At 70.5% G+C, this 17,627-nt stretch carries 15 protein-coding genes; 6 read left to right on the forward strand and 9 right to left on the reverse strand.

Annotated features, from left to right (window positions below):
• Positions 1–171: 171 nt before the first annotated feature.
• Genes AFR_RS44600 through AFR_RS25975 form a run of 3 tightly spaced genes read right to left on the reverse strand, consistent with a single transcriptional unit; the run spans position 172 to position 3,616 of the window.
• The gene (locus AFR_RS44600) at positions 172–816 is read right to left on the reverse strand and encodes a maleylpyruvate isomerase family mycothiol-dependent enzyme (protein WP_023364119.1); all 645 of its coding nucleotides are present in this window, start codon (positions 814–816) and stop codon (positions 172–174) included.
• Complete coding sequence (locus AFR_RS25970; protein WP_023364120.1) at positions 806–1,360, reverse strand: HAD domain-containing protein; 555 nt, start codon at positions 1,358–1,360, stop codon at positions 806–808. Before AFR_RS25970 ends, AFR_RS44600 begins: the two co-directional genes overlap by 11 nt.
• Positions 1,361–1,369: 9 nt before the next feature.
• A complete protein-coding gene (locus tag AFR_RS25975) occupies positions 1,370–3,616 on the reverse strand; it encodes a glycoside hydrolase family 9 protein (RefSeq protein ID WP_041841141.1) in 2,247 nt (748 codons plus the stop codon).
• Positions 3,617–3,697: 81 nt separating this feature from the next.
• Between AFR_RS25975 and AFR_RS25980 the strand changes: the two genes are divergently transcribed.
• From AFR_RS25980 to AFR_RS43950, 4 genes are all read left to right on the forward strand, one after another.
• Positions 3,698–4,273, forward strand: a complete 576-nt coding sequence (locus tag AFR_RS25980; RefSeq protein ID WP_023364124.1) for a GNAT family N-acetyltransferase — start codon at positions 3,698–3,700, stop codon at positions 4,271–4,273.
• The gene (locus AFR_RS25985) at positions 4,270–4,797 is read left to right on the forward strand and encodes an NUDIX domain-containing protein (protein ID WP_023364126.1); all 528 of its coding nucleotides are present in this window, start codon (positions 4,270–4,272) and stop codon (positions 4,795–4,797) included. The genes AFR_RS25980 and AFR_RS25985 overlap by 4 nt, the downstream gene beginning before the upstream one ends.
• A gap of 60 nt (positions 4,798–4,857) precedes the next feature.
• The gene (locus AFR_RS25990) at positions 4,858–5,862 is read left to right on the forward strand and encodes a hypothetical protein (RefSeq protein WP_023364128.1); all 1,005 of its coding nucleotides are present in this window, start codon (positions 4,858–4,860) and stop codon (positions 5,860–5,862) included.
• 73 nt (positions 5,863–5,935) lie between these two features.
• A complete protein-coding gene (locus AFR_RS43950) occupies positions 5,936–9,061 on the forward strand; it encodes an Hsp70 family protein (RefSeq protein WP_052359468.1) in 3,126 nt (1,041 codons plus the stop codon).
• Here the strand turns inward: AFR_RS43950 and AFR_RS26000 are convergent.
• The 5 genes from AFR_RS26000 to AFR_RS26020 all read right to left on the reverse strand — a co-directional run bounded on the left by AFR_RS26000 (position 9,043) and on the right by AFR_RS26020 (position 15,107).
• Complete coding sequence (locus tag AFR_RS26000) at positions 9,043–9,699, reverse strand: GNAT family N-acetyltransferase (protein WP_023364132.1); 657 nt, start codon at positions 9,697–9,699, stop codon at positions 9,043–9,045. The two genes, AFR_RS43950 and AFR_RS26000, sit on opposite strands and share 19 nt — an antisense overlap.
• A complete protein-coding gene (locus AFR_RS26005) occupies positions 9,696–10,376 on the reverse strand; it encodes a hypothetical protein (RefSeq protein WP_023364134.1) in 681 nt (226 codons plus the stop codon). Before AFR_RS26005 ends, AFR_RS26000 begins: the two co-directional genes overlap by 4 nt.
• Positions 10,377–10,763: 387 nt before the next feature.
• Positions 10,764–12,188 (reverse strand): dynamin family protein, encoded by a 1,425-nt coding sequence (locus tag AFR_RS26010; protein ID WP_041841143.1) that lies wholly within the window; start codon positions 12,186–12,188, stop codon positions 10,764–10,766.
• Positions 12,185–13,933, reverse strand: coding sequence for a dynamin family protein (locus AFR_RS26015; RefSeq protein WP_023364138.1), 1,749 nt, complete (start codon positions 13,931–13,933; stop codon positions 12,185–12,187). Before AFR_RS26015 ends, AFR_RS26010 begins: the two co-directional genes overlap by 4 nt.
• 40 nt (positions 13,934–13,973) lie before the next feature.
• Positions 13,974–15,107, reverse strand: coding sequence for a TDT family transporter (locus AFR_RS26020; RefSeq protein ID WP_052359469.1), 1,134 nt, complete (start codon positions 15,105–15,107; stop codon positions 13,974–13,976).
• 11 nt (positions 15,108–15,118) lie between these two features.
• Between AFR_RS26020 and AFR_RS26025 the strand changes: the two genes are divergently transcribed.
• Positions 15,119–16,018, forward strand: coding sequence for a LysR family transcriptional regulator (locus AFR_RS26025; protein WP_023364142.1), 900 nt, complete (start codon positions 15,119–15,121; stop codon positions 16,016–16,018).
• Between the two features lie 42 nt (positions 16,019–16,060).
• On the opposite strand, the gene AFR_RS26030 is transcribed toward AFR_RS26025, so the two are convergent.
• Positions 16,061–17,059, reverse strand: coding sequence for a zinc-dependent alcohol dehydrogenase family protein (locus tag AFR_RS26030; RefSeq protein WP_238547138.1), 999 nt, complete (start codon positions 17,057–17,059; stop codon positions 16,061–16,063).
• 135 nt (positions 17,060–17,194) lie between these two features.
• Here AFR_RS26030 and AFR_RS26035 point away from each other — a divergent pair, with 135 nt between their 5' ends.
• Positions 17,195–17,626 carry a winged helix-turn-helix transcriptional regulator gene (locus AFR_RS26035; protein ID WP_023364146.1) on the forward strand — a complete coding sequence of 144 codons (432 nt, stop codon included), beginning with the start codon at positions 17,195–17,197 and terminating at the stop codon, positions 17,624–17,626.
• Position 17,627: the final 1 nt, after the last annotated feature.

Raw genomic sequence — 17,627 nt, forward strand, 5'->3', positions numbered from 1 at the left:
TCCCTTGACCTGACCACAACCACCCAACGACCGGCCACGGGAGCCCTACCCCGCCCCCGACGAACACCTCCCCCGCCGCCGGTGCGCAGTAAACAGCTCCCACCGCCAACCAGAACAAAGGAAAGAAGCGAAGGAGCCGACCACCCCGGAAGGAAGGCCGAGGAATGCCACTCACCCAAGCGTCAAAGGATTAGAACCCGCCAGATCAATCCCAGAAGCCGGAAGACGCCCGGAGAGCATCTTCAGCAGGGTGACGTCATCCATCCCCACGACCTCACCGGTTCCGTACAGATCTTTGAGGACCGCAGCAGCAGCCGGCGTCAGCCACGGCTCACGGCCGAGGGCGTCGGCCAGGTCCACCCCATGAAGACCCACCTCGACGATCCGAGTGACCAGAAAGTCGGTCAGCAGCATCGCGTCACCGTGACGAGTGCGGACCACACGATCAGGCGATTCCAGACGGCACAACCCGACAACCCGCTCCTGCAACGCCAAGAACTCACGTGCCAGAGCAGGCCCCCCACTCCCAGCCCTTTCAATCCCCAGAGCGATCCGCACAGAATTCGACTCCGGCGAAAAGCGTTTGTCAGCCCGGTAATACGCCCGAGCCGAAACGTCAGCCGACAAGGGCGCCTCACCACCCAGCATCCCCGGAATCCACCCGATCACCGTCACCACGTGACCCAGCAACCCGGCAACCGTCCACGGCGAGCACCGCGTAGGCAGCGCCCACTCCTCAACCCCCACCGATGCCACAGCCTCAGCGAGCCGCCCGGCCTCAGCCGCGAAGGCATCAAGAACGGGGTCAGTCACCACGGTGACGACCCGCGACCCGACGAGTCGGCAGCCGGCGTCCTTCGGCGAACTTGGCGATCAGATCAAGGTCTTCCGGCTGAAGGCCGCGATTGGAACGCGGCGCGATGAGCAGAGCCCGCCCGTCCACCGTCAGCTCGTCACGGTCCGACCCAGGTGGCGGCAGAGCTTCGTCGTCGGTCCAGATCAGCCGGCGTCCTTCGGCCAGCACCGACCACGCCGCCGCCAGTTTCAGGGGCCAGCAGTCCGGCCCGCGGGGCATCGGGTCGTTGTCGAGCGTGCGGGCGAAGGCGGGCAGGCTCCAGAGGCGTTCCAGGCGGTCGGCTTCCAGGCACCAGGTGGTGCACCAGCGGATCTCGACCTTGTCCTCGAGGACCAGGGCACGGATCCGGTCGATCAGGCCCGGCGCCCAGCGCATCAGGTACGACGTGTTGTCGGCACCGGACCAGACCAGCGAGCGCTGGGGCGAGCCGCCCCAGCCGGGGCGGGTCGTGTTGATGACGCCGTCGACGTCGAGAAGCCACACGGGCTTCTCGACGTCGATCATGCATGCAGTCTAGTTCTGGTCGGCGACGAACGAGGCGACCCAGGCGAGGGCCGAGTTCCAGTTGATCGTGAGTTCGTTCGTCGACCAGGACTGGATGTCGTCGATGTAGCAGAACTGGCCGACGCACCCGGCGAGTTTGCTCTGCGCCACCGGGTCCTGGATCGACGAGTTGGCACCGCCGGCGAGCGAGCCCTTCGGCGGGTTGGGCAGGGACGGGTCGAGCTGGTGGGCGTACCAGCGGCTGTGCTCGTTCTGCGAGCTCACTTCCCCGTACCCGGTGACGTAGGAGTAGTTGAGCGCGTTGCGGCCGAACAGGTAGTCCATGCCTTCGACAACACCGTCGCGGTACTTGTCACGGTGGGTGAGGTCGTACGCCGAGGCGACGACGACGAGGTTGTTGAGGATGGTGCTGTTCGAGCCCCAGTCCCACATGTTGTTCGCGGGGGCGTAGGGGACGCCGTACGCGTGCCCGGCCTGGATGGCGAGGTACTTGTCGGCGCCGCGGACGATCGAGTCGCGGATCGCGGAGCGGCCCGGCAGCTTGTTGGGGATCAGGGCGAGGTCGAGGCGGCCGGCGACGGCGGTGCTGGCCCAGTCGAAGGCGCCGGGGCCGAAGATGTCGGCGGTGTGCACCGGTGAGGCCAGGATCGCGTCGGCGTACTTCTTGTCACCCGTGGTCAGGTAGAGCTCGGCGGCGGCCCAGTAGAAGTCGTCGTCGACCTTGCTGTCGTTGTACGCGCCACCGCCGACACCGTCGGACTCGGGCGCATACCGTGCGGGCTCGGCCAGTGCCGCGGTGTACGCGGTCCGGGCCGCGGCCAGCGCCCGCCGGGCGAACGCCGGGTCGTACCGCTTGTAGATGCGGGCTGCCTGCGCTGCCGTGGCGGCGAGGTTGAGGGTCGCGGCGGTCGAGACGGGGTGGAGTTCACGCTGCTGGGGGTCGAGGTGCGGCATGAGCGGCAGCCCGGTCCAGTTCGCGTCGTGGATCTTGTGGTGGACCATGCCGGCGAGCGGCTGACCGGCCGGGACCTGCATCTTCAGCAGGAAGTCGAGCTCCCAGCGGACCTCGTCGAGGATGTCCGGGACGCGGTTGCCGCTCTCGGGGATGGCCAGGGTGCCGTCGCGGAGGCGGGCCGGTTCGGAGGTGCGCTCGAACTGGTTGAGCAGTTCCCAGGTGGAGATGCCGCCGTTGACGACGTACTTGCCGTGGTCGCCGGCGTCGTACCAGCCGCCGGTGACGTCCAGCTTGTAGTCGCAGACACCGCTCTGGCACGGCACCGCGCCGTCACCGAGGTTCGGGGCGACGTCGACGTGTCCGGCCGGGCGGGCGTACCCGGGACGCAGTGATTCTTTGATCTCGATGCCGCTGCGCTGGGTGTAGTAGAACTTCAGCGCGTCGATCCGCAGCTGCTCGTAGGCGGCGGCGTCGATGTCGAACGGCCGGCTCGTCTCGCCGTCGGCGACCAGGGTGAATCCGGTGCCGTGTTTGCGGTACCGGCTGAAGTCGATGGTCTGGACGTTCTGCCCGGAGGAGACGTCGACGCCGCGCGGGACGGTGTGGCCGCGGGCGACGGTGGTGCCCGCGGCGTTCTTGAGCTGCCACGGCAGCTTGGTGGTCGTCTCGGTGACCAGCGTGGCCTTCTTCGGGCCGCGCGGCAGGTAGGCGACCTGGTTGACGCGGACGCGGGGCCCGGTGTCCGGCTGGTAGACCTCCGGTGGCACGCCGCCGACCAGGGAGACGTCGTCGAGGCACAGCCCCCATGGGTCGGCGCTGCCGCCGACCTGGAGAGCGACCTGCGCCTGGGCGGTCGTCACGGCCGAGGTGAACGTGTACGAGTAGGTGTCACCCGCCACGCTCAGGACCGGTGACGCCTCGAAGTACGTGTCGTACGGCGCGACCGAGAGCCCGACGATCGCCCGCGCGACGTGCCCGGCCGGGTCGCCGCTCGCGGTGAACGAGTACCGGTAGGTCTCCCCCTCGACGAGGTCGATGTCGTTCTGGCCGACCGCGGCGTCCCACCGGTTGACGGTGCCGCCGGGGACGTCCACACACGCCTTGCCGTCGCGCAGGGTGATCGGCATGCCCGCGGTGGACCACCACGGTTCGGTGCCGGAGGTGAAGCCGCCGTTGACGAGCTGCTCGACCTCGTCCGCGGCGGCCGGGGACGCCGGCCCTATCGCGGTCAGAGCTACGGCGAGCAGAGCGGTGGCACCGAGGGCGCGGATCACGGGCGGTCTCCTTGGGAGCGCTTCCATCGACTGGTGGGGATATCGTGATGCGCCTGTCACGGGGTGTCAACACTTTCGAAACGCGAACCGTACCGGCACCATGAGCGGGTGCTGGATCTCGTGGAGCCCTTGGTCACCCCGCGCCTGCTGCTGCGGCCCTTCCGGACCGGTGACGAGGAGGCCCTCCTCGACCTGCGCAGCCGGCCCGAAGTTGTGCGTCACCTCTACTGGCCACCGCCCACACCCGACGGTGTCCGCGACGTGGTCCGGCAGCGGCTGACCATGACCAAGCTGGCCGCGGACGGTGACTGCCTGGTCCTGGCGGCCGAGGACCGCGAGACCGGCCGCCTGCTCGGTGAGCTCGACCTTTCCCTGGTCAGCGTGGAGAACCGCCACGCCGAGATCGGCATCATCCTGCACCCGGACGCGCAGGGCCGCGGCCTGGCGACCGAGACGGCAAGAGCCCTGCTCGACCTGGCCTTCGACCGGCTGGACCTGCACCGGGTCACGGCGAGCACCAACTCCGGCAACGAGGCCTCGGCCCGGGCCCTGCTCCGGCTCGGCTTCCGCCAGGAGGGCCACCTCGTCCAGTGTGTCCGCTTCGCCGACGCCTGGCACGACGAGCTCATCTTCGCGATGCTGGCGTCGGAATGGGCCGGCGCGCCGGGCAGGATCGTCGCATGAAGCAGGTCAGCACCCGCGTCGTCTACAGCAACCCCTGGATGACGGTGCGTGAGGACCAGATCGCCCACCCCGACGGCACCCCGGGCATCTACGGCGTGGTCGAGAAGCGGGACTTCGCGCTGGTCCTGCCCCGCTGGGAGGACGGCTTCTGGCTGGTCGAGCAGTTCCGCTACCCCATCGGGCGCCGGGCCTGGGAGTTTCCGCAGGGCGGCTGGGGACACAGCGCGACCGGTACGTCGGCCGAGCTGGCCCGCACCGAACTGGCCGAGGAGACCGGCCTGCGCGCCCGCTCCCTGGTGCACCTGGGCCACCTGTACGAGGCGTACGGCTACTCGACGCAGGGCTTCGACGTCTACCTGGCCGAGGACCTCACCGAGGGTGACACCGCCCGCGAGCAGTCCGAACAGGACATGGTCCACCGGCGGTTCACCGACGCGGAGATCGCCGAAGCCCTCCGGTCCGGCCGGATCGTCGACGCTCCCAGCCTCGCCGCGCTGACCCTCTACGGCCTGCACACCGGCTGAGATCGTCAAGTTGCCGACCCGGGCGGTCCGGCGTCCCGCCCCTGGTGACAGCATCACCGCGTGGAACTGACCCTGCCGGCGACACCCGTCGTCCTGCCGCCGGGCGTTGCCGTCCGCGTACCGGTCGAGCTGCACAACCCCGGGCCGGGCGCCCGCGACGTGCGGCTCGTCGTGGCGCGGGGTCGTGCCGCCGGCTGGGCCGCCGCCGAACCCCCGGCCACCACGGTCGCGGCGGGTGCGGCAATCACGGTCGAGCTTGTGCTGCAGACCCCCCACGATCAGCCGCCGAGTGCGTCGCTGGTGCCGTTCACCGTGCGGGCAGAGGACCTCGGCACCGGCGCGACGGCCGGGTTCGCCTCCGGACTGCTGACGGTTGCTGTGCCCGTACCGGTGCGGGGAGAGCTGGTGCCGCGGCCCGGCGCCGCGCAGACTTTTGATCTTCACCTGGGCAACGACGGTGCTCAGCCCGCCGACGTGCGGGTCAGCGCCGAGCTCGACCCGCCCTCCGGGACCACCGAGATCGAGCCCGCGACCGCGCAGGTCGAGCCCGGCGGCTCCCTCCCGGTGTCCGTCCGAGCCCGCCCCGCAAGATCCCTCATCGGTACGCCCAAGAAGTACGCCGTGATCGTCACCGTCCACGGCCCCGGTCCGCGACCGCTGCTGAGCGCCGTCGGCACCGGCGTCGTCAAACCCCTCGTGCCGAAGTGGGTCGCCGCAGTCGTCGCCGTCGTTCTGGCTCTCGGCGCCACCGCGGGAGTGCTGCTCCCCCGCCTGAGCGACGACAGCGCAGCGCCGGCCGTCGGGCGACCGTTTGCGCTGGTGGAGGCCGTCCCGCACACCGGCGGCGACGGTGGGCGGGCCGCCGCCGACGCCCGGTTGGCGACCCTGACCGCCGCGGGCATGCCGGTGCGGCTCGTCGACAGCCTCACCTCGGACGACCTCGACGACAACGGCGGCGCCGGCTCCTGGCTGCTGCTCCACGACGGCTTCGGATCAGCCGACGCGGCCACATCCTTCTGTACGCAATGGCAGGCGGTCGCCCCCGGATGCAAGGTCGTGCCGTGAAAGAACACCCCGACACAGTCCTTCCGGCGGTGCCACCCGTGGCGCGCTCCCTTTAAGGTCTGGAGCTGTGGCGATGCAGTACGGCTTGGGTGTTGATCTCGGTACGACCCAGACAGCGGCGGCGGTGAACGTCGATGGGCGCATCGAGGTCGTCAGGCTGGGCGGACGACGGGCCGAGATCCCGTCACTCGTCTTCGTGAACAGCGACGGCAGTCTCCTGATCGGGGACGCCGCCGAACGCCGCGGCCAGGCCGAGCCGGGACGCCTGGCGCGCGAGTTCAAGCGGCGCATCGGCGACCCGGTGCCGATCCTGGTCGGCGGCGTGCCGTTCTCCGCGCACGCCCTCACCGCCAAGCTGCTGCGCCACGTCATCGACACGGTCGCCCGCCTGCACGGCGAGCCGCCGGCGGTGCTGACCGTGACACACCCGGCGAACTGGGGACCGTACAAACGCGAGCAGCTCGACCAGGCCCTCCGCCTGGCCGACACCGGCCCGGTCCTGCTCCGCACCGAGCCCGAGGCGGCGGCCCTGCAGCACGCGACCGCCCGCAAGATCGCGTCGGGCGAGACCGTCGCGGTCTACGACCTGGGCGGCGGCACGTTCGACGCGGCGGTCCTGCGCCGCGACGGCGAAGGCTTCCAGCTCCTCGGCGACCCCGAAGGCATCGAACAGCTCGGCGGCGCCGACTTCGACGAGGCCGTCTTCGGTCACGTCCTCGGCATGCTCGGCACCACGATCGAGGGCCTCGACCCGAACGAGCCCGACGTGGTCACCGCCCTGGCCCGCCTGCGCCGCGACTGCGTCGAGGCCAAGGAAGCCCTGTCCTTCGACACCGAGGTCATGATCCCGGTCGCGCTCCCGGGCATCCACACCCGCGTACGCCTGAACCGCTCCGAACTGGAATCCATGATCGCCCCGGCGCTGGAGGACACGGTCGCCGCGATGCACCGCGCACTGCGGGCCGCGGGAGTGTCGCCGGACGAGCTGGACGCTGTGCTGCTCGCGGGCGGATCGTCCCGGATTCCGCTGGTCAGCCAGCTGCTGTCGACCGCGTTCGACCGGCCGGTGATCGCCGACCCGCACCCGGAACACAGCATCGCGATGGGCGCGGCGGTGTCGACGGCATTGATCACCGGCGGGGCCTCGCCGTTCGCCGCGGCGGTCGAGCCCGCGGCCACCAACGGCTCGGCGCCGGCTGAGTCCGACCACACGACGCCCGCCACTTCCGCCGCTGCAAACGGCGCGGCTGCTTCCGGTGGCCCAGCCGCCAACGGCGGCCCAGCAACTTCGGCCAGCCCGGCCGGTTCCGGCAGCCCCGCGCAAGATGGTGGCACGGCCGCCGGATCTTCGCCTGCCCACGATCCGGCGTCGGCAACTTCCGCGGCGGCGGGTGGCCCAGCTGACAATGGCTCGGCGTCCCAACGTGGTCCGGCCACCGCGCCCTTCCCTGGGCCTGAGACCGATCCTCTGCCGGCGACCTTCACCGCGGCTTTCCCGGGCGGCACGTTCACCGGTCCCCTCACCGGACCTGTCACCGGTCCGATGGATGCGCCGACGGGAGCCACTGCCGGAGCGTCGAATGCCTCGCGGGGCCCGGAGACGCAGGCCGCGACGAACGGCAGCGCCTCGAACCGGCCGGGAAACTCGAACCGGCCAGGAAACCAGGGCGCCGCCGGCCGGCCCCCGGCTCAGCCCGCGCCCGTGGCCTCGGCCTGGGCGCAGAGCACGGGAGACCAGTCCGAAACGCTGATCACCCCCAGCGACCCGTGGGCCGACGACCACGTGGAGCGTCCCGAGGACCAGGCCGCCGCCGACTGGTACCACGCCCAGTCCGCAGCTGCCGCCGGCCCGGCGACCGAGACCGCCCCGGTCAGCGGCGCCGGGGCTTCGCAGGCGGACGACCGGCACTGGTCGGAAGGCACCGCGACCCAGGCGGGCAGTCCCGCACCCCAGGACCAGCCTTGGCACGAGAGCCAGGCGCCGCAGGAAGGCGGGCACCGGCAGGGAAATCCGGCGCCGACGCAGTACATGCCGGGCGCCGGCGGCCACAACGCGGGAGCCGTCGCGTTCTCGCAGGGTGCGGCGTCCATCCCCGGCACGGGCCCGGCGCAGACGGCACCCGGTGGGCGTACCCAGGTCTTCTCGCCGCCTGCCCCGGCCGGATCGCCGGGCGGGCCCACCTCGTACCCTCCGGCTCCTCCGAGGTTGGACGACGATCCGCCGAAGCGGAACGGGCGCCGCCTGATCCTGGTCGGTGCGATCACGCTCGCGGTCATCGCCGGCACGACCGCGGCCGTCATCGCCCTCAACCAGGGTGACAAGAAGGGCAACACCGGCGCTCAGCCGTCGGCGGGCCCGTCGGTCGCGCCGCCGCGGTTCCCGACCGAAACCATGCTGATCCGCGTCGACACCGGAGGCCCCGACCGGCCGGAACGCAAGTCGTCGGTCAAGCTGGTCACCCCGGGCCGGCCGGACCGCACCCTGATCTCGGACACCGGCAACGACGTGCTGCCGGAGTGGTCCCGCGACCGCAAGAAGATCGCCCTGACCCGTAACCTGGCCGACGGCAGCAACGAGATCTGGGTCATGGACGCCGACGGCAAGAACGCCCGGAAGGTGATCGGAGATGTCACCGGCGGCCGGACGACCTGGTCCGCCGACGGCACCAAACTCGCGTTCATGCGCACGGTCGGCGAGCAGGCCCAGATCTTCATCATCAAGATCGGCGAGTCCGAGCCACGCCAGCTGACCTCGGCGAAGACCGTCAAGGACGACCCCGCCTGGTCCATCGACGGCAAGTCCATCGCCTACTGGGCCGAGATCGACGGCGAACGCCAGATCTACCTGGTGAACGTCGACAACCCCGAGGAGCCCGGCAAGCAGATCACCCGGGGTGACGAAGGCCCGGCCTACGACCCGGCGTGGTCACCGGACGGCAAGACGATCGCGTACACCCACGGGACCGGCCCCGGCATCTCCGACATCTGGCTGGTCGACAGCGACGGCACCGACGCCCACGAACTGACCACGGACGACGAACGCGAGATGGACCCGTCCTGGGCCCCCGGCGGCGAGTGGCTGGCCTTCACCCGCGGCCCCCTCGACAAGCCGCGGATCGTCGTGACCACCAAGGACGGCGGCGACGAGGAAACCCTCACCCAGGGAACAGCCCGCGAAGGTCACCCCTGCTGGTCGTAGATCAGCGCTTTCCGCTCCTCGGGCAGGGCCCGCCAATCGTCGGCCAGGATCGCCATCACGGTCGCATCAACCCACCCGTCCCCCGTACGCAACGCGTCACGCAGCACTCCCTCGGCGACAAAACCCGCCTTCTCGTACACGCGGCGCGCCCGGGGGTTGAAGTTGTAGACCTCGAGCGAGATCCGGTGCAGACCGAGCCGCTGAAACGCGTACCCGATCATCAGCCGGGTGGCCTCGGTCCCGAGCCCCCGGTCCTGCCCGGACGGCCCGAACATGATCCGGAAGTTGCACGCGGCGTTGGCAGGATCCCACTTGTTGAGGACCACCTCACCGACCCAGTCCCCGGTGGCCCGGTCCTCCACGGCAAGGTCGAGCCGATCGGCCTGCTCGGCCCGCGTGTCGTACCACTCCCGCATCCGGGCCTCGGCCGCCTGATCCCACACCACGGGCTGACTCCCGGTCAGCCGCATGACCTCCGGATCGAGCAACGCCTCCTTGATCCCGGCAAAGTCCCCCGGCTCGAACGGCCGCAGCACCACCTTGTCGCCAGTCAGAACAGGCTTGAACAAAAAGTCGGCGACCATCCGGCGATGATCGGGCAGTTCGGGCCCACCGAGCAAGTCGACAAGCAGGTTCACCAGCCCTGCCGTTTACCCCACGCGTCGAAGAGTTCGCTGACCTGAGCCTTGACGTCCTCACTGATGAGAGCGCCCGCGTCACCGAGCAGCGGTCGAACAGCGTGCTCGTAGACCTCGGGATGCCTCTCGATCGAGGGACAACTGAAAACGGCGAGCATCCGCAGGGCCCGGAGGATGTCGGTTCCCAGGAAGGGGAAATGGACCTCCAGAAGCTTCGTCAAGGCGAACCACACCTTGTCGACAACGATGCCGGCGACCGCGGTCCGCAAGCCGTCGGAAAATGCCGAACCGAGCCGTTCCACCAAGGCGCCTTGCAGGAACCGTTTGACCCCGTCGGAGACAAAGCTGACGGCCCGGCTCAAGCTCTCGACTTTCTGAATCACCGCCACCAGCAACGTGCACCAGATGTGATCGGCAAGATGCTTCTTGATGGTTCTGGCGTTCACTTCACCACTGGACAGCTTGTCGATCTCCGCCGAAATCTCGTCCCAGTTCTTCTCCATGATCGTGTGACCCAGGACAGTGACTCGCCCGTAATCGGACGAGACGTCGACTGCTGCCGATTCCGGGACCCGACCGTCAGGTTCATGATCCGGGACCTCTGCCCAGAGCTGTTCGGCAAGGTCCAAGCGGGCCAGGTTCAGGTAAGCCTGCCGGTTGGTGCTGTTGTGTCGCACCGACCCGGACTTGGCGTCTCTCTGCACCTCGTTCTCGAGTTCACTGCGCCGAACCGCCCGCGCTCGCGGCTCAGCTCCGGCAAGGGCGGTCCAGCCCTGCCAGCCGTGCAGAGAACCACCACAGCCTGAGCATTCACACCCGGGGTTCTGGGCGTTGGCGCAGTTCGACCTATGAGTGTTACCGGCCATTCGACGATCACCACCATCCACCGACATAGCCCTCTGTCAATGGATGGTCACACTAGGTGCTTAGTTGGTAACCGCCAATGGTTCGTAACGACTCGACTTCCGGCATTTCGCACCGCCGAGCGCGGATAGCGCAGCTCCGACCCGGTCAGGCCGAGCGTAGGGCGGGGTGTCGGATGTCCGATCGAGACGGCGGTGCGCTCAGGTGACGGTGGCGAGGAGGCCTTCGCAGGTGCGGGAGGCGGCTCGGGCGGCGGTGCGGAGTTCGCGGGCGGTGAAGGGGTGTTCGGCGATGGTCTGCCAGCGGGCCAGGGCGGCCTGGGCCGCCGCCGCGATCACCGGCGCGGGTGCGTCGGCGGGGAGGCCCAAGCGGTGGTGGGCCGCGCCGCCCGCGCCGCCGAGGAGGAGGTCCATTTCGGTGAGCTGGGCTTCGGTCCCGGGGAGGCGGCCGGAGCGGATCAGATGCAGGAGGCGCAGCTCGACGAACTCGTGGGCGCTGGCGCGGATGCGTTCGGCTTCGGCGGCCAGGGGTGAGCCCGGGGCGAGGTATTCGTCGAGGACGGCCAACGCCGAGCGGGCTTTCAGGACCTCGCTGCGGCCGACGAACTGGGCGGTAAAAACCTCGCGGAGGCGGTCGATGCCGCTGTGGGCGGTCAGGGCCGCGGCGAGGTCGGCGGAGTCGTGGACCTGCTGTTCGCGGATCAGGCGCACCGCCAGGCGTACGCCGAAGAGGCCGAGACGTTGGAGGGTCCGGCGGCGTTCCGGGGCGGAGGTGGCGAAGCGGTCGGCGGTCAGCAGCAGCTCGACAACGACCGGCATGGGTTCGGCGGCGACCGCCGCCAGGGTGCGGTATTCGTCCTCGCGGAGGGTGGCACCGGCGGCGCCGAGGAGGCCGGCGACGGGGACCACCACCGGGCAGAGGCGGCGGAGTCTTTCGTCGGAGGCGTAGCGGGCGGCGACGCGGGCTGCGGCTTCCATGGCGTCGAGGCGGGCGCCGCCGATCTCGTCGGCGCGGGAGAGGACACCGACGGCGTTGACCGGGGTGCCGTTGGAGAGGCCGTCGCCGTGGAAGGACTCGAGGAAGCGGACGTCGCTGGCGTGCATGTGGCGGAGCAGGTAGATGACGGCGTCGGTCTGGGCGGGGCGGTCGGCTTCGGCGTCGAGGAACGCCATCGTGCGCAGGGACACGTCCGTGGAGAGGGAGGCGATGCCGGGGGTGTCGATCAGGGTGTGGCGGCGCAGGCGGGCGCTGGGGACGCGGACCTCGAGGTGGTCGACCTGTTCGGCGGGGCGGCCGAGGTCGATCTGGACCGCCCCTCCGACACGGTTGAAGGGTCTCGGTGTGACCGTGCCGTCGGTGAGGTGGGCGGTGACGGCGTAGGTGGGGCCGTCGGCGTACCAGGTGACGATGCGGGTGCACTCGCCGGCGTCGGTCGGGGCCAGGCCTTCGCCGACGAGGGCGTTGAGCAGGGTGGACTTGCCGGCTTTGACCTTGCCGGCGATGGCGACGCGCAGGGGTTCGCCGAGGCGGCGGCGGGCGTCGGCGATCGCGGTGCGGACCGTGCGGTCGCTGGTCTCGGCCAGTGCGCGGTCGAGGAGGGTCTGCACGTCGGGGAGCATGCTCATGCGAGGCGGTCCAACTCGGTGCGGCGTTCGGCCAGGTGGCGGGCGCGGGCCTGGCGTTCGGCGTCGGGCAGGACGGCGGTCTCGCGGACGGCGGCGGCGGTCGCGGCCGTCGAGCGGTCCACGGCGGCGGCGCGGGCGGCGAACTCGTCGCGCAGGAAACGCTGGGTGCGGCGGACGGCCTCGCGGGAGTCGCGGCCGACGTGGAAGCTGACGTCGTCGACGTAGCGGCGGAGTTCGACCTTGGCCTGCTGGCGGCGTTGCTGGATCTGGCGTTCGCGTTCCTGCTTGATCAGGCGGCGGCCGAGGGTGAGGCCGGCGATCAGGCCGATCGGGGCGGCGACGGCGACGTTGAAGATCGCGCCGAGGGCGCCGAGCATGTAGAAGCCGCCGTAGGTGACACGGGCGGCGGTGAACGCGCCGAGGAACTGCTGCATGCCGGACTTGTGGAAGTTGACGTCGAGGTCGCCGACCTTGCCGAGGCCCTGTTCCACCGACGGGAGGTCGACGTCGAGGCTGTCGTACTCGAGGTCGAAGCGTTCGGCGACGTCGCGGGCGAGCTGTTCGGTGCGGGTGACCAGCAGCATCAGGTTGTCGACGGCGGCGGCCGTGGCCTCGCGGGACGCCCAGGCCTGGAAGTCGCGCCAGGTCTCCTTGGGGTCGGATTCGTCGAGCAGCTCCTCGCCGCCGCGCAGCAGTCCGCGGAGGCGTTCGCGCAGGTCGTGGTCGACGTCGGCGGTCAGGTCCTGGATGCCGTCGCCGAGGACGGTCTGCCAGGAGCCGAGGGCGCGGGTGCGGCGCTGCTTCTCCGCGTACCGGTGGGTGATGGCCTCGGCCGCGGCCGGTGAGGCCGCCGCGGCCTGCTCGGCCTCCACGCGTTCGCGGAGCTGGGCGACCACAAACGCGAGCTCGGCGCGCGCCGCGGCCTGCAGGCCCGACCGGGCCGCGCCGAGGACGTCACGGCGCAGCAGCTCGACCAGGCGCGGGAAGCCGGACTCGGTGTTGAGCTCGGTGCTGTCGCGGGCCTGGGCGCGCAGCCGCAGGAACGACGAGACGGCGACGATGGGCACGTCGAGGCCCTGTTTGGCGAGGTGGCCGGCGTTGAGCTCGACGATGCGCCGCCACTCGCCGTGCAGGTCGGTCTTGGTGACGACGCAGTAGACGTGCGGGCAGCGGTCGAGGATCCGGCGCAGGAAGTCGACCTCGGGCGCGGTCAGCTCCTGGGACGCGTCGGTCACGAAGAGTGCGGCGTCCGCCGTGGTGAGCGCACCGAGGGTGAGGTTGCCGTGGGCGGAGTCGAGACCGCCGACTCCCGGGGTGTCGACGAACGACAGACCCGCGCCGAGCAGCCGCCGGTCGAGGCGCACCTCGACACTGCGGGGTGTGGCGTCACCGGCGGACGATTCCTCGGTGACATAACGGCGGAGCTGGTCGAACGGCACGCCGACGGGGTTGAGCGTGCCGTCCTCGGCGGGGATCTGCAGCGTGACGGACGGCGGTGTGCCGAAGCGCAGCACAGTCGGCACGGCGGTGACGATGTCGGCGTCGACCGGACAGATGTCGGTGCGCAGCAGGGCGTTGACCAGGGTGCTCTTGCCCTGCTTGAACTCGCCGACGATCGCCACGGTCACGTCGGTGACCCGCAGGCGCTCAGCGGCCCGTTCCAGCCGTTCCGCGAGGTCGGGCCGGTCGTCGGTGATGGCCAGGCGGCGCGCGCCGTCCAGCTCGGCGAGCAGGTCCGTGGCCACCCTGTTCCTCACTGGTCCTCGACGAAGGCCTGCTCAGACCCTACGCGGGCGGCGCCACTTTCAGTAGGTCACCCCGGCGCACCCCGCGCAGCGTGCGCGTGGCGACGACGGTCCAGGCGGCGACCAGGGCGGCGTACAGGAGGACGGCAACGGCCGTGAGCAGGGCGGATCCGGTACGAACGGCAAGACCGGAGACGCCGGTGACCACGGTGCCGACCGGGAAGGTGAAGCTCCACCAGGTGAGCGAGAAGGGCAGGCCGGCCCGGGCGGTGCGCACGGTGATCGCGCCCGCGAGCGCCGCCCAGAACGCCGCAAAACCCAGCACCGGTACGCCGTAGAGCAGCGCGGCCAGCTGGGCGCCCTGCGCGTAGGGCTCGCTCAGCACGCCGTCCGAGGCGCGCCCGAGCAGGTGGACGGCGGTGACCGACTGGCCGAGCGGCCCGAGCACGATCCACAGGGTCGGCACGAGCCGGGCGGGCCCGACGCCGTGCCGCACCAGCCGCCCCCAGATCTGGCTGATCACCACGAGCGCGGCGAAGAGGCTGATCCCGACCATCGCGTAACAGGCCAGCAGCAGCTCGGTCCGGGCCGGCACGTGCGGGACGAGCAGCGCACCCGTGGCCGCGGAGACCATCGGCGAGACCACCGGCATGAGCCAGCCCCCGAAGGCCGCGTCCGGCCGGTCGCCGGTCCGGGTCATCATCCGGTACGGGACCAGAACGGCCACCACCAGCCCGAACCCGGTCCCGGCGGTCCACAGCACGAGGTCGACGACCACGGCCAGGGGTTCGCCGAGCCAGTCGCGTCCGAGCAGCAGCGTGCCCGCGCCGACGGTCATCAGGGCCATCGGCGGGGCGCCCCAGAAGTGGAACAGGACCGGGTCGTCCGCGTACGAGGTGCGGTGCCGGACCGTCGCGACCAGCAGGACCACCAGGAGCACCGCGGCGAGGGCCCAGACGACCGTGGCGAGGACGCGCAGGCCCGGCACGTGCACCGGCAGGGACGCGGCGGCCGTGGCGACGATGCCGGTGCCCATCACGGACGCGAACCAGTTGGGGCCGAACAGCGTGACAGGGGTGGTCCGGCGGGCCGGGCGTTCGAGCAGGGCGGTCATGATCTCCACTGTCCGGTCCCCCGGCCCGCCCCGGTAGCCGTCGTCTGCCTCTGGGGTCATAGGCTGCGGTTATGCCTCTGCCGCCGCAGGTCACCGACCTCACCGCGTTCGACCTGCTGCTCAGCGTCGCGCGGCTGGGCAGTGTGGGTCGCGCGGCGGCAGCACATCACATCTCCCAGCCGGCCGCCAGCGCCCGCCTGCGCGAGCTGGAACGCCGGCTCGGGCTGACCCTGCTGCACCGCTCGCCCCGCGGTTCGACGCTGACGGGTACGGGTGCACTGGTCGCCGACTGGGCCCGGGCCGCCGTGGACGCCGCCGACGCGCTGGCCACCGGTGTCGCGGCGCTGCGGACGACCCACGAGAGCCGGCTGGCCGTCGCCGCGAGTCAGACCGTGGCGGAATACCTGCTGCCCGCGTGGCTGGTCGCCCTGCGGTCCGGGCATCCGGGGTTGAGCGTGACGCTGCGTGCCGCCAACTCCGCCGAGGTGGCGGCCGCGGTCCTCGCCGGCGAAGTGGACCTCGGTTTTGTCGAGGGGCCGGACGTGCCCGCCGGGCTGCACGCCGAGGCCGTCGCAGCCGACCGCCTGGCCGTGGTCGTCGGCACGGGCCACCCGTGGGCAAAACGGCGGCGCGGTGTCACACCGGACGAGCTGGCCGCGACCCCGCTGGTGTCCCGCGAGGCCGGCTCGGGCACACGGCGGGCGTTCGAGGAGGCGCTGCAGCCGCTGGTGGCCGCGGCGCCGCTGCTCGAGCTGTCGTCGACGACGGCGATCAAGCACGCGATCGCGGCCGGCAGCGGAGCGGCGGTGCTCAGCTCGCTGGCCGTGACCGCCGAGCTGGCCGCCGGGACGCTCGTCGCGGTGCCGTCGGCGATGCCGTTGCAACGCCAGCTGCGGGCGGTCTGGCCGGCGGGTGCGCAGCTCACCGGTCCGGCCCGCGATCTGTACGCGATCGCCCGGCGCCACCGCTGATCCGGCGGTCGTTGCCACACCGCTGGTGAGCAGGCACCGCGCTCAACGGGACACCTCGATGACAACCTTGCCGAAGATGCCGGGGGCTGCTTGCGCTCGATAGGCAGACGGGGCATCGGCGAAGTCGTAACGCTGATGAACGACGGGGTGGAGATCGTGCGTTTCGATGAACTCCACCAGATCACGGTGCATCCGCCGGCTGGCACCGGCCACTCCACGGACGGTGATCTGCTTGGCCAGCAGGCTGCGGCCGAGTGGCTTCGGGTCCACCTCGAAGAGTCCGACACTCGCGATCTCGCCCATCTTGCCGACCGCTTCCATGGCCTGTGGCAGAACTCCCATGCCGACGGTATCGACGACCTTGCGCACACTGCCGATGCTGCTCCCCACCTCGGCCGCCCAGTCCGGGGAATCGACGCTGTTGATCACGCTCGCCACACCCATGTCGCGGAGTTTCCGGACGTGGTCGCCGCGGCGCACGACAACGTGAACGTCAGCGCCGGCCGCGACACCCAGCTGGACGGCAAAAAGCGCCACTCCACCCGTTCCCAGCGTCACCATCGAGCCGCCTTTGCCGATCGGGTGATCGCCGAACATCGCGTTCCAGGCGGTGCCTCCCGCAATCGGCAGTGTGGACGCCTCGGCGGAATCCAAGTTGCGTGGTGCTCGTGCCAGTTGGTCCGCCGGCAGAACGACGTACTCCGCCAGAACACCGTCGACATCGAGCGATCCCAGGCCCAGCCCAAGATCTTCGACCGGTATCCCGTCCTCCCAGCCGCGTACGCCGGTGTTGGTGACCCTGTCCCCGACCGCCCACGAATGATCGGCATCATGGCCGACAGCGTCGACGGTGCCGGTTGCGTCCGACAGCGGGATGAGTCTCCGGCCTTCGGTGCGGCCGTACCATCCGGTCAGGATGAGCTGGTCCCGGAAGTTGATCGACGCGGCCTCGACCTTGATCCGGACTTCGCCGGGGCCGGGCTCCGGGATGTCGGCGTCTTCCAGGACAAGGCCGGACGCATCGGTGGCGTCGGGTGGCAAGATCCAGCGTTTCATGGCGAGATGTCCTCTTCTTGGTACACGGAGCTGCGTCATCAGTCCGTGATGCGTAAAAGCATGTGGTAACCGTAAGAGACCACCTTCGGAGCAGATAGCAGGCACTTTGAAGTGACTACCGTGAGCAAGCACCCCATCCTGGCCCGCGCCGCCGAGACCGACGCGTTCGTAGGCGACTGCCCGACCCGCGAGATTCTCGAACGGCTCGGCAGCAAATGGGTCTCGTTGATCATTGTCGCGCTGGCCGACAGGCCGCACTACTTCGGCGAATTGCTCAAGCGCATCGAAGGCGTGTCCAAGAAGATGCTCGTCCAGTCCCTGCGCATGCTCGAGAGCTACGGACTGATCGGTCGCGTGTCAGTTCCGGCGGGTGCTGTCGTCAAGGTCCGTTACGAGCTCACCGAACAGGGGCAGTCCCTCGTCGAGCCATTGTTCGCCGTTTACGTCTGGGCGCAACGGAACACCGACGCGATGCTCTCGAACCAGGAGTCCTATCGCCGGAAAGACGACGGCGGCAATGGCGACCGAGTGCGCGTCAGTGCGCCGCGATAGG

Source organism: Amorphoplanes friuliensis DSM 7358 (assembly GCF_000494755.1).
In the GTDB taxonomy this organism is placed as follows: Bacteria; Actinomycetota; Actinomycetes; order Mycobacteriales; family Micromonosporaceae; genus Actinoplanes; species Actinoplanes friuliensis.

Excerpts from the sequence above, each read along its gene's own strand:
- AFR_RS26025 (WP_023364142.1), top strand. The coding sequence starts at position 15,119 with ATGCCTCTGCCGCCGCAGGTCACCGACCTCACCGCGTTCGACCTGCTG.
- AFR_RS26010 (WP_041841143.1), bottom strand. The coding sequence starts at position 12,188 with ATGAGCATGCTCCCCGACGTGCAGACCCTCCTCGACCGCGCACTGGCC.
- AFR_RS43950 (WP_052359468.1), top strand. The coding sequence starts at position 5,936 with ATGCAGTACGGCTTGGGTGTTGATCTCGGTACGACCCAGACAGCGGCG.
- AFR_RS25985 (WP_023364126.1), top strand. The coding sequence starts at position 4,270 with ATGAAGCAGGTCAGCACCCGCGTCGTCTACAGCAACCCCTGGATGACG.
- AFR_RS25970 (WP_023364120.1), bottom strand. The coding sequence starts at position 1,360 with ATGATCGACGTCGAGAAGCCCGTGTGGCTTCTCGACGTCGACGGCGTC.
- AFR_RS25975 (WP_041841141.1), bottom strand. The coding sequence starts at position 3,616 with ATGGAAGCGCTCCCAAGGAGACCGCCCGTGATCCGCGCCCTCGGTGCC.
- AFR_RS26020 (WP_052359469.1), bottom strand. The coding sequence starts at position 15,107 with ATGACCCCAGAGGCAGACGACGGCTACCGGGGCGGGCCGGGGGACCGG.